Source organism: Methylopila turkensis (assembly GCF_027922325.1).
In the GTDB taxonomy this organism is placed as follows: Bacteria; Pseudomonadota; Alphaproteobacteria; order Rhizobiales; family Methylopilaceae; genus Methylopila; species Methylopila turkensis.
The window spans coordinates 315,774-330,189 of sequence record NZ_BSFL01000001.1; the positions used below are offsets into that span (position 1 = coordinate 315,774).

The 14,416-nt window shown below is 70.8% G+C and carries 13 protein-coding genes; 4 read left to right on the plus strand and 9 right to left on the minus strand.

Going from position 1 to position 14,416, the window contains the following annotated elements; genetic code table 11:
• The 3 genes from recQ to PKE78_RS01430 form a co-directional block, all read right to left on the minus strand.
• A complete protein-coding gene (gene recQ / locus PKE78_RS01420; protein ID WP_271199059.1) occupies nucleotides 1-1,836 on the minus strand; it encodes a DNA helicase RecQ in 1,836 nt (611 codons plus the stop codon).
• Nucleotides 1,837-1,939: 103 nt separating this feature from the next.
• Nucleotides 1,940-3,355, minus strand: a complete 1,416-nt coding sequence (locus tag PKE78_RS01425) for a mannose-1-phosphate guanylyltransferase/mannose-6-phosphate isomerase (protein WP_271199060.1) — start codon at nucleotides 3,353-3,355, stop codon at nucleotides 1,940-1,942.
• A gap of 75 nt (nucleotides 3,356-3,430) precedes the next feature.
• Nucleotides 3,431-3,874, minus strand: coding sequence for an NUDIX hydrolase (locus PKE78_RS01430; RefSeq protein ID WP_271199061.1), 444 nt, complete (start codon nucleotides 3,872-3,874; stop codon nucleotides 3,431-3,433).
• Nucleotides 3,875-4,171: 297 nt separating this feature from the next.
• On the opposite strand from PKE78_RS01430, the gene PKE78_RS01435 reads away from it, so the two are divergent.
• Nucleotides 4,172-4,546, plus strand: coding sequence for a hypothetical protein (locus PKE78_RS01435; RefSeq protein ID WP_271199062.1), 375 nt, complete (start codon nucleotides 4,172-4,174; stop codon nucleotides 4,544-4,546).
• Between the two features lie 80 nt (nucleotides 4,547-4,626).
• Nucleotides 4,627-5,118: a copper chaperone PCu(A)C gene (locus tag PKE78_RS01440; protein ID WP_271199063.1), complete on the plus strand. Its 492-nt coding sequence runs from the start codon at nucleotides 4,627-4,629 to the stop codon at nucleotides 5,116-5,118.
• A gap of 49 nt (nucleotides 5,119-5,167) precedes the next feature.
• Here PKE78_RS01440 and PKE78_RS01445 read toward each other — a convergent pair whose 3' ends face one another.
• Together PKE78_RS01445 and PKE78_RS01450 are read right to left on the minus strand one after the other, a co-directional pair.
• A complete protein-coding gene (locus PKE78_RS01445; protein WP_271199064.1) occupies nucleotides 5,168-5,653 on the minus strand; it encodes a peroxiredoxin in 486 nt (161 codons plus the stop codon).
• A gap of 96 nt (nucleotides 5,654-5,749) precedes the next feature.
• Nucleotides 5,750-6,586, minus strand: a complete 837-nt coding sequence (locus tag PKE78_RS01450) for a protein-disulfide reductase DsbD domain-containing protein (protein ID WP_271199065.1) — start codon at nucleotides 6,584-6,586, stop codon at nucleotides 5,750-5,752.
• A 137-nt stretch (nucleotides 6,587-6,723) separates the two neighbouring features.
• Here PKE78_RS01450 and PKE78_RS01455 point away from each other — a divergent pair, with 137 nt between their 5' ends.
• Nucleotides 6,724-7,347 (plus strand): YqgE/AlgH family protein, encoded by a 624-nt coding sequence (locus PKE78_RS01455; protein ID WP_271199066.1) that lies wholly within the window; start codon nucleotides 6,724-6,726, stop codon nucleotides 7,345-7,347.
• A 101-nt stretch (nucleotides 7,348-7,448) separates the two neighbouring features.
• On the plus strand, nucleotides 7,449-8,057 hold the full coding sequence (locus PKE78_RS01460; RefSeq protein WP_271199067.1) for a DUF2272 domain-containing protein: 609 nt from the start codon (nucleotides 7,449-7,451) through the stop codon (nucleotides 8,055-8,057).
• A 6-nt stretch (nucleotides 8,058-8,063) separates the two neighbouring features.
• Here the strand turns inward: PKE78_RS01460 and PKE78_RS01465 are convergent, their stop codons facing one another.
• The 4 genes from PKE78_RS01465 to thrC all read right to left on the minus strand — a co-directional run bounded on the left by PKE78_RS01465 (nucleotide 8,064) and on the right by thrC (nucleotide 14,382).
• Nucleotides 8,064-10,982 carry an EAL domain-containing protein gene (locus tag PKE78_RS01465; RefSeq protein WP_271199068.1) on the minus strand — a complete coding sequence of 973 codons (2,919 nt, stop codon included), beginning with the start codon at nucleotides 10,980-10,982 and terminating at the stop codon, nucleotides 8,064-8,066.
• Between the two features lie 111 nt (nucleotides 10,983-11,093).
• On the minus strand, nucleotides 11,094-11,678 hold the full coding sequence (locus PKE78_RS01470) for a GNAT family N-acetyltransferase (protein WP_271199069.1): 585 nt from the start codon (nucleotides 11,676-11,678) through the stop codon (nucleotides 11,094-11,096).
• Nucleotides 11,679-11,689: 11 nt separating this feature from the next.
• Nucleotides 11,690-12,967, minus strand: coding sequence for a M16 family metallopeptidase (locus tag PKE78_RS01475; RefSeq protein WP_271199070.1), 1,278 nt, complete (start codon nucleotides 12,965-12,967; stop codon nucleotides 11,690-11,692).
• Nucleotides 12,964-14,382 carry a threonine synthase gene (gene thrC / locus PKE78_RS01480; RefSeq protein ID WP_271199071.1) on the minus strand — a complete coding sequence of 473 codons (1,419 nt, stop codon included), beginning with the start codon at nucleotides 14,380-14,382 and terminating at the stop codon, nucleotides 12,964-12,966. Before thrC ends, PKE78_RS01475 begins: the two co-directional genes overlap by 4 nt.
• Between the last annotated feature and the right edge of the window lie 34 nt (nucleotides 14,383-14,416).

A 14,416-nucleotide genomic window follows, 5' to 3' on the forward strand; every position in this document is an offset into this window, starting at 1 on the left:
TCATCCGCCGTTCAGCGCCTTGAGGAACACGTCCCCGAACGCGTCGAGCTTGGCCGCGCCGACGCCCTTGACCTTGGCGAGCGCCTGCGGCGTCCGCGGCTTGACGGCCGCCATCTCCACCAGCGTGCGGTCGGCGAAGATCACGTAGGCCGGCACGGCGCGGGCGATCGCGAGCTCGCGGCGGAGCGCCTTGAGGCGGCCGAGCAATTCGCCGTCCACGCCGTCGAAGCCCACGCTCTCAGCCGTCATGCGGCGGCGCTCGCGCTTTTTTTCCTTGGGCTTGGCGATCATCACGCCCTCGGCGCCGTCGAGGATGCGCCCGCCCTTCGGCGTGAGCTGGAGCCCGCCATAGGCGCCGGCCTCGACCTTCAGCGCGCCGAGCGCCACCAGTTGCCGCACGACGCCCCGCCACTCGGCCGCCGGCCGGTCGGCGCCCTTGCCGAAGCCCGGCAGCCGGTCATGGCCGCGCGCCGTCACGGTCTCGGACAGGTGGCCGACCGCCAGCGCCACGATGTGGGCCGCGCCGAAGCGCTCGCCGGTCGCGGCGACGAGGCCGAGCAGCAGCCGCGCCTCGCGCGCGCCGTCGATCACGTCGGGCGGGTCGAGGCAGGTGTCGCAGTTGCCGCAAGGGCCGGTGGTCTCGCCGAAATAGGCGAGCAGCGTCTGGCGCCGGCAGGAGGTCGTCTCGCAGAAGCCCACGAGCGCGTCGAGGCGGCGCGCCTCGACCCGTTTGCGCTCGTCGTCGCTGTCCTGCTCGTCGATGAAGCGGCGTCGGGTGCGCACGTCTTCGAGGCCATAGAACATCAGGGCCTCTGCGGGCGCGCCGTCGCGGCCGGCGCGGCCGATCTCCTGGTAGTAGGCCTCGAGCGACCCCGGAATGTCGCCGTGGACGACGTAGCGGACGTCCGACTTGTCGATGCCCATGCCGAAGGCGACGGTCGCGACCATGACGACGCCAGGCTCGGCCAGGAACGCCTCCTGCGCAGCCGAGCGTTCGGAGGCCTCCATGCCGGCGTGATAGGCGAGCGCGTTGACGCCTGCGTCACGGAGCCTGGCCGCGGTCTCCTCGACCTTCTTGCGCGACAGCCGATAGACGACGCCGCTCAAGCCCGGCCGCGACGTGACGTAGCGCTCGATCGCCGTGCCGACGTCCCGCTTCTCGGCGACCGAGATCGCGATGTTGGGCCGGTCGAAGCCCGCCACGAAGCTCTCGGCGCGGCCGGCGAACAGCTTGTCCAGAATGTCGGCGCGGGTGCCGTCGTCCGCGGTCGCGGTCAGCGCCACCAGCCGCGCCTCGGGCAGCGCCTCGCGCAGCCGGCCGAGCGTCAGGTATTCCGCGCGGAAGCTGTGGCCCCATTGCGAGATGCAGTGCGCCTCGTCGATCGCGACCAGCGACACCGGCAGACGGCCGAGAGCGCCGAGCATGCGGTCGGTCATCAGCCGCTCCGGCGCCATGTAGACGATCTTCGCCTCGCCCGAGGCGACCCGCCGCCATGAGGCGACGTTTTCGTCACGCGATTTCGCGGAGTGGATCGCCTCGGCGCAGACGCCGTCGAGCCGGAGGCCCGCCACCTGGTCGTCCATCAGCGCGATCAGCGGCGAGACCACGACCGCGAGCCCGCCCTTCACCAGCGCCGGCACCTGATAGCACAGCGACTTGCCGGCGCCGGTCGGCATCACGGCGAGCACATCGCGGCCGGCGAGCAGCGCGTCGATCACCCGTTCCTGACCGGGGCGAAACTCGTCGAAGCCGAAAGCGGTCTTCAGCACGCGCCGCTTCTCCGCCTCAAGGGCGGGCGGCAGGGCGGGCGGGCGCAGCTCGATCGTGTCGGACACCCCCTGTGGTTACGCGATTCGCCGCCGCTGCGGGACGCCGGGCACGGCCGTCGTCCCCAACTCCCGGCCTGCGCTCATGCGATCGGCCCGCCGGGCCGGGCCGTCAGCCGCGGCGGTAATCGTCGTCGACGCGGATGATGTCGTCCTCGCCGAGATAGCTGCCGGACTGCACCTCGATCAGCTCAAGCGGGATGACGCCGGGGTTCTCGAGCCGGTGCGTCACGCCGAGCGGCACGTAGACGGACTCGTTTTCGCGCAGCAGGCGGGTCTCGTCGCCGATCGTCACCTTCGCGGTGCCCCGCACCACGATCCAGTGCTCGGCGCGGTGCACGTGGCTCTGCAGCGACAGCCGGCGCTTGGGCTTGACCGTGATGCGCTTGACCTGGAAGCGCGCCCCGTCGTCGAGGATCTGATACGAGCCCCACGGCCGATGCACCAGCGAGGCCGAGGTCGCGGTCGGCTCGCCGCGCGCGGTCAGCGCCGCCACCATCGCCTTCACCTCGTCGGTGCGCTCGCGCGTGGTGACGAGCACCGCGTCCTGCGTCGCCACCACCACGACGTCGTCGACGCCGACCACGGCGGTGAGATGCTTGTCGGAACGAACGTAGCAGTTGGTGCTGCCGATCGCGGCGGTCGGTCCGATCAGCGCGTTGCCGTCGGCGTCGCGCGACGCGATCTCCCAGAGCGCCGACCAGCTGCCGACGTCGGACCAGCCGAAGGCGCCCGGCGTCACCGCCATCAGCGGCGTCTTCTCCATCACGGCGAAGTCGATCGACTTCGCCTCGGCCAGCGCGAAGCTGTCCGGGTCGAGCCGCAGGAAATCGAGGTCCTGCCTGGCGCCATCGGCCGCGGCGACCGCCGGCCCCGCGATTCCCGGCGCGAGCCGTTCAAGCTCGTCCAGCAGCGTCTGCGCGCGCGTCAGGAAGTTGCCGGAGTTCCACAGGCAGCCCTCGGCGATCAGCCGCTCGGCGACCTCCCGGGCCGGCTTCTCCACGAAGGCCGCGACCGCGCTGACGCCGAACGCGCCCTCGAGCGGAGCGCCCGGTCGTATGTAGCCGTATTTCGAGGTCGGCTCGGTCGGCTCGATGCCGAAGGCGACGATGCGGCCGGCCTCGGCCGCCGGCAGGCCGCGGGCGAGCGCCTCGAGAAAGCCCGGCTCGTCCAGCACCACATGGTCGGAGGCGAGCGCGAGCACGGCGGCCTCCGGATCGCGCAGCGCCGCCAGCCGGACCGCGGCGCCCAGCGCCGCTCCGGAATCCCGGCGCGCCGGCTCCAGCGCGATCGTCGCGCGCGAGCCGATCTGCGCGAGCTGCTCGGCTACGATGAAACGGTGCTCGGCGTTGGTGACGACGATCGGCGCGTCGAACCGCGCCGGGTCCGCGACCCGCAGGGCCGTCGCCTGCAGCATGGTGCGATCGCCGGCAAGCGGCAGGAACTGCTTGGGGTAGCTCTCGCGCGAGGCCGGCCACAGCCGCGAGCCCGTCCCGCCGCACAGGATGATGGGTATGACCTTCGTCATGCTCGCGCTGCCCCCGTCCGCGCCCGCCGTCCGGCGGCCCCGACCCCACCATCCACGAACACTTTAAAATCGCGGTCAATCGTCCGAGAGATGCGACGGCAACGCCAGGATCAGCGCCGAGAGGTCAGGCTCGACGACGGCGGCCGCGGCCTCGGGAACAGAAAACCAGCGCCGCTCGCGCTCGTCCTTCTCCGGCCAGTCCGTCAGCTCCTCCGTCACCCGTAGCGGAAACACGCCGACGCGACAGGGACGGTCGGCGCCGAACGCCATCCTCTTCACATACTCGAACTGGCCAACCTCCGGCAGCGCGTCGCCGTGGAGCCCGGCTTCTTCGAACGCCTCACGCCTCGCGGCGTAGACCGGCGTGCGGCCCTTCATCGGCCACCCCTTCGGGATGATCCAGCGCCGGGTCTCGCGCGTGGTCACCAGCAGCACCTCGACGCCGCCCGCGGCTTCCCTGAACGGGAGCGCCCCGTATTGCTGCCGGACCTTCTTCGCGAGCTTAGCGCGCTTAGCCATTCCCGGGGAGATCCCTTCCCAATCCGCGGTCCCCGCAAGAGAACGCGGAACCCGAGACATAGGGTCCCACAGGCGTTCGGCCTCCTCATGACGACGGATGGCGGTCGGCCCGCCGTCGCCATGGTTCCGAACGCCGGTCGTCGCCCCCTCGACCATCCCGCTGACGATATGGGGATTCGCGCTCCGGGTCAGGTCGCGATCGACGCCTTCGCGCCGCCGATCCCCCGCGGTATCGCGCCGGTCGGCCGCGACCGCGACGCCTAGGTTTCGACCCGCCGCCATGCTAGGCCTCGCGCCATGGCGGCGCAGGCGGCGGGCGGACATCGGAGCGGGTTCTGGCGGCGCGTCGGCGTCGTGCTGGCGGCCTATGCGCTCGTCGTCCAGTCCGCGCTCGCGGGCCTCGCGCATCATCCCGCTCCTGAGCGCCTCGCCCTCGCGCTGACCCTGTGCTCGGGCGACGACGCGAGCGCGCCGGCCCAGAACCGCGACCGGTTCGCCTGCTGCGGCGTCGGCTGCCTCGGCGCGCCGCAACCGGCGCCATCGCCTGCGGGCGGCGCTGCGCTTCTCGCCCGCCCCGCCGCCCTCGCTTTCGCAGCCTCGCCAGGCGCGGCCGTCGAGCGCTTGGCCCAGCGGAGCGACGGCCCCGCGTTCGCGCGCGGCCCGCCGGCCTGACGGCGCCGACGACATCGCACATCCCACAAGCCGACGTCGGGTCGAGGCCGCGCCTCCCCGCATTCGCAAGGACTGACGCCATGCTGAAACTGACGCTTCGCGCGGCCGCCGCCGCCGCGTGCGCCGCCTTCGCCCTCCCCGCGCCGGCGCACGAGTTCAAATCCGGGTCGATCGAGATCGACCATCCGTGGTCGCGCGCGACCCCGAGCGGCGCCAGGGTCGCCGGCGGCTACCTCGTCATAAGGAACGGCGGCGATGCGCCCGACCGCCTGACCGGCGCGAAAGCCGACGTCGCCGGACGCGTGGAGATCCACGAAATGACCGTCAAGGACGGCGTGATGACCATGCGGCCGCTGCCGGACGGCGTGGAGGCCCCCGCGCGCGGCGAGGTGGCGCTGAAGCCCGGCGGCCTGCACCTCATGCTGCACGAGCTGAAGCGCCCGCTCGCGCAAGGCGAAAAGTTCGCCGGCGCGCTGACCTTCGAGAAGGCGGGCGAGATCAAGGTGGAGTTCGTCGTCGAGGCGCTCGGCGCGCGGGGGCCCGAGGCCAAGGCCGGCGAGCACGCGCACTGACAGCCAGGCTCACGGGCGGGGAGCGCCCCGCCCGTAGCGCCGGCGAATGTCAGAGAGACTCGAGCAGGCGTTCCGCGCTCGACAGGTCGGCCTTGCCGGGCGAATCCTCGACCGCGAGCGAGGTGACCACCATGTCGTCGAGCAGCATGACGTAGCGCTTCGAGCGGACGCCGAGGCCGCCGCCGGAGGCGTCGAGCTCGAGCCCGACCGCCTTGGCGAAATCGGCGTTGCCGTCCGAGAGGAACTCGATCTTGCCCTTGGCCCCGGTGGCCTCGGCCCAGACGTCCATCACGAACACATCGTTGACCGAGGTCACGGCCACCACGTCGACGCCCTTGGCCTGAAGCGCGTCCAGGTTCTTCAGGTAGCCCGGCAGGTGGTTCCTGTGGCAGGTCGGCGTGAAGGCGCCGGGCACGGCGAACAGCACCGCCTTCTTCCCCGCGAACAGCTCGTCGGCCATCACGGTGGCGGGACCGTCGGGACCCATGGTGCGGAAGGTGGTGTTGGGCAGGCGGGAACCGACCTCGATGGCCATCGCGGACTCCTGACGCAGTGAAGCCGGGAAGTCGGCGACGCCCCGGCGGGCGAAACGATTTCGTCTTAGAGCCTGCCGGGACACATGGATAGGGGTCTACGGCGTCCGGAGAATGGCGCCGAGAGGCACCGAGGTCTCGATCGCCCGCTCGGGCGCCGCAAGCGTCAGGCGGAGACCGGAGGCCGGTAGCTCCCGGTCGAAGGGAATCCGGAACCGCGCCTTGCCGCCCTCGCTCTCTCCAAGAGGTTCGGGCGCCCTCACGAAGCCGCCCTCCCCGGTCTCGGCGAACAGCGTCACCGGGCCGGGGGCGGCGGCGACCACCTCCACGGCCGGCTTGCCGTCCGGCCCGTCGCGGCGGCTGACGGAGGCGATCGACAGTCCCTCCGCAGCCGCGCCGAACGGGGTGCGCTTCGGCGTCTTCGCCAGCGCGCGGCGCACGGCGGCGGCGGCCGGGCCGGGATAGGCGCCGTCCGGCGCGAGGTCGAGCGCGGTCTCCGCGCGCACCGGCACGCAGACCTTGTCGCAGACGCCGTAATCCGCCACCAGCGCCAGCCGCACCGGCTGCGACGGGTCCTTCGCCCGCACGGTCGCCGGCAGCACCACCTCGCCATGATAGACGTTGGCGATTCCGCTCTCGTCGGTCATGCGCTCCGGCGCGGGATAGGCGATGTCGACGCCCGCCAGATTGGTCGAGGCGGCGAAATCGAACTGGGGCGGCACGCCGCTGTCGCCGGGCTGGCGCCAGTAGGTCTTCCAGCCGGCGTCGAGCCGGATCGCGACGCCGACCAGCCGGCCGCCGTCCGGCGCCGCGCCGGCGTCGATCAGGCGGAGCTCGGAGGAGCCGTCGCGGGCCCATGGGCTCGCCGGCTCGCCGGACGCGGGGGCGGCGAAGAGCGCGGCGGCGGCCGCGGCGAAGGCGAGGCGTGCGATCATACCCGTTAGGTAGCGCCGCCGCGGCCACACGCCAAACGCAACTCGTCGTGACGCGGCCGGCCGCGAAAGCGGCGCGGCGACGCAGACGCGTGCGGCGTCCCTTTCAAAACCGACGGCCCGGCCCTACTCTTCCCCGCATGCCGCAGATCCTTCGCCAATCGAAGCTCGGACGCAACGCCAGATCGGGCTATCTCGACGGGCAGGTGCTGGTCGCGATGCCCGGAATGTCGGACGACCGGTTCGCCCGTACGGTGATCTACGTCTGCGCGCATTCCTCCGAAGGCGCGATGGGCATTGTCGTCAACAAACCGGCGCCCCACATCAGCTTCCCCGACCTTCTGGTGCAGCTCGGCGTGATCGCCGAAGGCGACGAGATCCGGCTTCCGGACGCGGCGGGAGGCATCCCCGTCCTGCGCGGCGGCCCCGTGGAATCCGGCCGGGGCTTCGTGCTGCACTCCGCTGACTTCATGATCGAGGATTCGACGCTCTCCATCGACGACGGCATCTGCCTCACCGCGACGCTCGACATCCTGAAGGCGATCGCCAAGGGCGGCGGCCCGAAGAACGCGGTGCTCGCGCTCGGCTACGCCGGCTGGGCGCCGGGCCAGCTCGAGACCGAGATTCAGGCCAACGGCTGGCTGAACTGCCCGGCCGATCGCGACCTCGTGTTCGGCGACAGCGTCGACACCAAATACGACCGCGCGCTGGCGAAGATCGGCATCGACCTCGGCAAGCTCTCGCCCGAGGCCGGCCACGCGTGACGCGTGGTACCTCTAGCGGCATTCGTATTAATCCCACCTTTTCACGATCGCACCAGCTGTCAGCCTAGGGTTCCGCAATCTACGCTTGTGGAGGGACCTGGATGTCAGTGTTCACGGACGAACTCATCGCATTTTGCCTTGAGGAATGGGCGTTCTTTAGAAAGGGCGAGATCAAGCTCAACGGAACAACGGTGGCCGGTCGCAAGGAATACGAGGACGGCGCCTACGAGCGCGTGGCCGATTATTGGAAGGAAATTGGCGGGCCATATAAGAATTTGACGGGAAAAGACCGCGGATATGCATGGTCGGCGGCATTTATTTCGTATGCATTCAAAATTGTAGGTGCTGGTGATAAATTTCCATATTCAGCAGGGCATTCGAAGTACATTAATAAAGCGATTTCGAATGCCGCCAATGGCGCCCTGGATGCGCCGATTGTCGGCCACAAGCTGAACTCATACAGCCTCAAGCCCGGAGACCTGATCGGTTACTGGCGCGGAGGTGAGGTGATCAGCTACGAGAACGCTCGAAGGATCGGTTGGTACGAAAGCCATACCGACATCGTCGTCGCGATTGACGATAAGTTTGCGTACGCGATTGGTGGGAACGTCAATCATAGCGTCACGCGGCGACAGGTCCGGACAAACGCGCGGGGCCAACTGACGGACAGGTCGCAGAACTGGTTCGTCGTGATTCAGAACAATCTGTAGCGCCCGTCACCTCCGCCGCAGCGCGCCCTGCATCACCCGACGGGCGACGCCCTCCGGCGCGAGGCCGAGCAGGCGGTCGCAGTCCTCGGCGCTCATCGCCTCGCCGAAGGCGTAGCCCTGCGCGAACACGCAGCCGAGGTGGTAGAGCTCGACCGCGTCGCTGTCGGTCTCGACTCCTTCGGCGACCACCTGCATGCCGAGGTCGTGCGCGAGCCGCACGATCGAGCGCAGGATCACCGGCCGCTCGCCGCGGCCGGTCGGACGCACGAAGGACTTGTCGATCTTCAGCACGTCGAAGGGGAAGCGCTGCAGATAGGCGAGGCTGGAATGGCCGGTGCCGAAATCGTCGAGCGAGAGCCCGGCTCCAAGCTCCCTGAGCCGCGTCAGCATCTGCGCCGCGTGCTCCGGGTTCTCCATGACGAGGCTTTCGGTCAGCTCGATCTTGAGCGTGCCGTGCGGCAGGGCGTAGCGGCCGAGCACGTTCTGGATGTCCTGCACCAGATCCTGCCGCAGGAACTGGCGGCTCGACACGTTGACCGACATGAACAGCGGCGGCTCGCCCGGCACCCGCGCCTGCCAGGTCGCGAGCTGGCGGGCGGCCTCGTCGAGCGCGAACAGCCCGAGGTCGACGATCAGGCCGGTCTCCTCGGCGATCGCGATGAACTCCGACGGCGACCGCCGGCCGTAGCGCGGATGCTCCCAGCGCAGCAGCGCCTCGAAGCCGGCGATGGTGCGGTCTTCGAGCCGCACGATCGGCTGGAAATGCACCTTGATCTCGTTGCGCTCCAGCGCGCGGTTGAGTTCGCCCGCGATCAGCACCCGGTCGGTGGTCGCGACGCGCATGGTCGGCTTGAACACCTCGATGTGGTCTCCGCCGAACCGCTTGGCGTGGTACATGGCCACCTCGGCGTTCTTCAGCATCTCATCGCCCGAGGCGCCGGAGCGGCCGTCGGTCAGCGCCAGCCCGATCGAGGCGGTCAGGAACAGCTCACGGCCACCAAAGGTGATCGGCGAGCGCAGCGTCCGCTTCAGCGTGTCGGCGAAGGCCGTGATGCTCTCGCCGTCGCGTTCGGAGAGCAGCAGCACGCCGAACTGGTCGCCGCCGAGCCGCGCCAGCGTGTCCTGCGGCTTCAGCAGCCGCGAAAGGCGGCGCACCACCGTGATCAGGATGGTATCGCCGGTGGTGACGCCGACGCTCTCGTTGATCTTCTTGTAGCGGTCGATGTCGAGCACCATCACCGTCGGCCGCAGCGACGGCTCGCTCTGCGCATAGGCGAGCGCGGCGTCGAGCCGGTCGACGAACAGCTCGCGGTTCGGCAGCCCGGTCAGGTTGTCGTGCACCGCGTTCTGGAGCAGGCGCTCCTCGGTGGTCTTGGAGTCGGTGACGTCGAGCAGCGTCCCGACGCAGCGCACCACCTCGCCGTCCGCGCCCACCACCGGCCGCGCGCGCAGCAGGTACCAGAGATAGTGGCCGTCGGGGCCGCGCAGGCGGAAGGTCTCGACCAGCCGGCCCTGCCGCTCCTCCACCAGCGCGTCGAGCGCGGCCCGGAAGCGGTCGCGGTCCGCGGAATGGACGACGTCGAGCCAGCGCGCCGCGGGCCCCTCCAGCGCGCCACGGCGCAGGCCGAGCGCCTGCTCGAGCTCGTGTCCGGCGTTGACGCGATCGGCCTCCACGTCCCAGTCCCACACGATGTCGCCGGAGCCGGTGACCGCCAGCGCCCGGCGCTCGACGTCCGAGACCTGCCCCGGCGCGACCGCGCCGCCGGAAAAAGCGTGCTGCATCACGGTGAAGCCGATCAACAGCACGATCAGCACGAGCCCGCCCACCAGCGCGGGCGCGACGATGTCGTTCGACAGCGCGCCGCCGATGGTCGCGGCGCCGGCGGCCGACCACGCCACCAGCAGCGCCCAGGTCGGCGCCAGCATCACCGCGCGGTCGTAGCCTTTGGCCGCGAACCACACCACGATGACGAAGCCGATGACCGCGACCGCGCCCAGCGACATGCGCGCGATGCCGGCCGCGACCGGCGCGTCGTAGGCCGCGAGCCAAACCAGCGCGAGCAGGAAAACGAGCCACGCGCCCATGACGTGGCTGTAGCGCACGTGCCAGCGGTTAAGGTTGAGATAGGCGAACAGGAACACCAGCATGGTGGCGGCGAGCGCCGCCTCGCTGCCGGCCCTTAAGATGCGTTCGAACTCCGGCGTCAGTTCGAAGATCTTGCGCCAGAAGCCGAAATCGACGCCGAGATAGACCAGCACGGCCCAGGCGAGCGCGGCCGCCGCAGGGAACATCACGCTGCCCTTCACCACGAACAGGATCGTCAGGATCAGCGCCAGCAGGCCGCCGATGCCCAGCATGATGCCGCGGTAGAGCGTGAAGGAGTTGACCTTGTCCTTGAAGACGCCTGGCTCCCACAGCGTGAGCTGCAGCAGCTTCGGCGAGGCGAGCTCGACCACGTAGGTGACGGTGGCGCCGGGATCGATCGTCAGCACGAACACGTCGGCGTCGTCGGAGCTTTGCCGTTCGGGCCGGACGCCCTGGCTCGCGGTGACGTTGCGGATGCGGTCGTCGCCGAGATCGGGCCACAGCGCGCCGGAGCCGACGAGCCGGAAGTGCGGCGACACCAGCAGCCGGTCGATCTGCTCGTCGCCGTCGTTCCGCAGCGCGAACACCGCCCATTGCCGCCCGTCGCCGGTCTGTTCGGAACGCACCTCGATGCGGCGCACGATGCCGTCTGCGCCGGGAAAGGTGGCGACCTGGATGCGGTCGGCCTGCCCCATCGGGCGCTCGATGGCGCCGAGCAGGTCGATCGCTGTGTCGTCCGGTCCGATGGAAAGCGGTTGCAGCGCCGCCGCGGGAACGGTCCCGGCCAGCGTCAGGATGGCGAGCAGCAGCGCCGGAAGCAGGGCGCGGACGATACGCAACGCGGGGCGTCTCCCAGAACTCCGGCGACGGCCGGCTCGACGGCCTCGCGCGGCGAACGGCCGGACGAAGCCTTGGCATGGCGTTCCGCCGGTCGGCGAAGCGCCGGTACGTTAGCCCAGCGCGGGCTCGCGCAGAAGCGCGTAGAGCAGGTGATCCTGCCAAACCCCGTCGATGCACAGGTATTGCCGCGCGTAGCCCTCGCGCTCGAAGCCGGTCTTCTCCAGCAGGCGGATCGAGGCGGCGTTGCGCGGCAGGCAGGCGGCCTCGAGACGGCGCAGCTTCAGGCCCTCGAACACGAACGGCTTCAGCGCGGTCACCGCCGCCGTCATCAGGCCGCGCCCGGCGTAAGGGCGGCCCATCCAGTAGCCGACCGAGCAGGTCTGGGCCACCCCGCGCCGCACCTGGCTCAGGGTCACCCCGCCCACGAGCTCGCCGCCAGCGCCGAACACGAAGAACGGATAGGCCTGGTCCTGTTCGAGCTCGCGCATGTAGCGCTTGATCCGGCGGCGGAAGGCGAGCCGCGACAGGTCGTCCGCGGGCCAGATCGGCTCCCAGGGCTTGAGGAACTCACGGCTCGCCGCGCGAAGCTCTGCCCAGGCCTGATGGTCCGCCATCTGCGGCACGCGAAGCGACACGCCCTCCCCGATGATGACCGGGATCGTCTCGGATGCGGCGAGCGTCCGGAAGAACGCCATGGCGCGGTCCGTCAGGCCGCAGGCCGGCGGGCGCCGAGGCGCTCGGCGATGCGTTCGGCGGCCATCAGCCGGCGGGTCGGACCGATCGCCGCGAGCGTCGGCGGCGTCGCCAGCATCCGGCGCCCGGCCGCGCGGGCGGCCTCCGCCGTGACCGCCTCGATCTTCGCCACGGTCTCTTCCGCGTCGAGCGGTCGGCCGTAGGCGAGCTGGTGGCGGGCGTGATGGTCGGCGCGCGCGGACGGCTGCTCCAGCGCCATCAGCAGGCCCGCCTTCATCTGCGCCTTGGCGCGGGCGGTCTCGCGCTCGTCGGCGCTGTCCGCCGCGGCCTGCAGCACGTCGATCATGACCGGCAGGATCTCGGCGGCGTCCTCCGGCCCGAGCGCGGCGTAGGCGCCGAACATGCCGACGTCGGCGTAGGACCAGTGGAAGGCGTGGACCGAATAGGCGAGCCCGCGGCGCTCGCGCACCTCCTGGAACAGGCGGGACGACATGCCGCCGCCCGCCAGATTGGCGAAGACCTGCGCGGCATAGGCGTCGTCCGCGTCGAAAGGCCGGCCCTCGAAGGCGAGCGTGACGTGAAGCTGCTCGAGATCGCGCTTCTCGCGCCGCACGTCGCCGCCGACATAGGACGCGGGAGCGGGCTGAGGCGCCTCCCCGCCCGGCAGCGCCGCGAAGCGACGCTCCGCCTCCGCGACCACGGCCTCGTGCTCCACGGCGCCTGCCGCCACAACGACCGCGTTCGAGGCGCGGTAGCCGCGCTCGAGGAAGCCCGACAGCGCGGCGCGGTCGAGCGCGCGCACGGTCTTCGGCGTGCCGAGGATCGAGCGGCCGAGCGGCTGGCCGGGGAAGGCCGCGTCCTGCGCCATGTCGAAGACGAGATCGTCGGGCGTGTCCTCGACCGAGCCGATCTCCTGGACGATCACGTTCTTCTCGCGCTTCAGCTCCTCGGCGTCGAAGGACGGCTCGGTGACGATGTCGGCGAGGATGTCGAGCGCGAGGGCGACGTCGTCCTTCAGCACGCGCGCGGAGTAGCCGGTCTGCTCGACGCCGGTTGCGGCGTTGAGGTCACCGCCGACCTGCTCGATCTCCTCGGCGATCGCGATCGCCGAGCGCCGGGCCGTGCCCTTGAACGCCATGTGTTCGAGCAGATGGGCGAGGCCGTGCTCGTTCTCGGCCTCGGAGCGCGCGCCGGCGCCGAACGAGACCCCGACGGCGGCCGTTCCGAGCCCCGGCATCGCGTCAGTGACGACCGCGAGGCCCGAAGGCAGCACCGTGAGGCGGGCGCTCACGCGGCGGCGTCCCGCGCGACGCGCGCGTTCGCAGCGACGTAGGCCTCGATCGCGGCGACGTCGTTCGGCAGGCGCGTCAGGCGCTCCGGCAGGTCAAGCAGGTCGGCGAGATGCGGCGGCAGCGCCGGGCGGATGCCGGACGCGGCCTCGACCGCGTCGGGGAACTTGGCGGGATGGGCGGTCGAGAGCACCACGGTCGGCGTCGCCGGATCGAGCGCCGCGGCGTCGGCGACCGCGTAGGCCACCGCCGTGTGGGTGTCGAGCAGATAGCCCGTGTCGCGCTTCACGCGCGCGATCGTCTCGCCGACCGCCGTCTCATCGGCGCGGCCGGCGTCGAAATCCCGGCGGATGGCGGCGAGCGCATCGTCGGCGATCGTGAACGACCGCGCCTGCGCGAGCGACGCCATCGCGGAGCGCACCGTCGCGGGGTCGCGGCCGACCGCGTCGAACAGCAGGCGCTCGAAGTTCGACGACACCTGGATGTCCATCGAGGGCGAGGTCGTCGCGGTGACGCCCGTCACCTCGTAACGCCCGGTTTCGAGCGTGCGGGCCAGGATGTCGTTGACGTTGGTCGCGATCACCAGACGGCCGATCGGCAGCCCCATGCGCTTCGCCACATAGCCCGCGAACACGTCGCCGAAATTGCCGGTAGGCACCACGAAGTCGGCCTCGCGGTGCGGCGCGCCGAGCGCGACGGCGGCGGTGAAGTAGTAGACCGCCTGGGCCAGCACGCGCGCCCAGTTGATCGAGTTCACGCCCGCGAGCGCCAGCCGGTCGCGGAAGGCGTGATGGTTGAACATCGCCTTCACATGCGCCTGCGCGTCGTCGAACGAGCCGTCGATCGCGATCGCGTGCACGTTCGCGTCCGGCACGGTCGTCATCTGGCGGCGCTGGACGTCCGAGACCTTGCCGTGCGGCATCAGGATGAAGACGTCGACGCGCGAACGGCCGCGGAAGGCCTCGATCGCGGCGCCGCCGGTGTCGCCGGAGGTGGCGCCGACGATGGTGGCGCGCAGGCCCCGCTCGGCCAGCACGTGGTCCATCAGCCGCGCGAGCAGCTGCATCGCCACGTCCTTGAAGGCGAGCGTCGGCCCGTGGAACAGCTCGAGCACGAAGCGGTTGTCGCCGGTCTGCACGAGCGGCGTCACGGCCGGATGCCGGAAGCTCGCATAGGCCTCCGCGATCATCGCCTTCAGCGTCGGCCGCGCGATGGCGTCGCCGACGAAGGGCGCGATCACCGCCTCGGCGACCTCGGCGTAAGGCCGGCCGGCGAAGCCCGCGATGGTCTCGCGCGACAGCGTCGGCCAGGTCTCCGGCACATAGAGGCCGCCGTCGCGCGCGAGCCCCGCCAGCATGGCGTCGGCGAAGCCGAGCCTGGGCGCGTCGCCGCGGGTCGAGACATAGGCGATCGCCATGCCGAACATGCTCCGTCAGAACCGAAAAGAGTGC

Bases quoted from the DNA above. Each gene is read 5' to 3' on its own strand.
- PKE78_RS01425 (WP_271199060.1), bottom strand. From the start codon at position 3,355: ATGACGAAGGTCATACCCATCATCCTGTGCGGCGGGACGGGCTCGCGG.
- PKE78_RS01430 (WP_271199061.1), bottom strand. From the start codon at position 3,874: ATGGCTAAGCGCGCTAAGCTCGCGAAGAAGGTCCGGCAGCAATACGGG.
- PKE78_RS01435 (WP_271199062.1), top strand. From the start codon at position 4,172: ATGGCGGCGCAGGCGGCGGGCGGACATCGGAGCGGGTTCTGGCGGCGC.
- PKE78_RS01440 (WP_271199063.1), top strand. From the start codon at position 4,627: ATGCTGAAACTGACGCTTCGCGCGGCCGCCGCCGCCGCGTGCGCCGCC.
- PKE78_RS01445 (WP_271199064.1), bottom strand. From the start codon at position 5,653: ATGGCCATCGAGGTCGGTTCCCGCCTGCCCAACACCACCTTCCGCACC.
- PKE78_RS01450 (WP_271199065.1), bottom strand. From the start codon at position 6,586: ATGATCGCACGCCTCGCCTTCGCCGCGGCCGCCGCCGCGCTCTTCGCC.
- PKE78_RS01455 (WP_271199066.1), top strand. From the start codon at position 6,724: ATGCCGCAGATCCTTCGCCAATCGAAGCTCGGACGCAACGCCAGATCG.
- PKE78_RS01460 (WP_271199067.1), top strand. From the start codon at position 7,449: ATGTCAGTGTTCACGGACGAACTCATCGCATTTTGCCTTGAGGAATGG.
- PKE78_RS01470 (WP_271199069.1), bottom strand. From the start codon at position 11,678: ATGGCGTTCTTCCGGACGCTCGCCGCATCCGAGACGATCCCGGTCATC.
- thrC (WP_271199071.1), bottom strand. From the start codon at position 14,382: ATGGCGATCGCCTATGTCTCGACCCGCGGCGACGCGCCCAGGCTCGGC.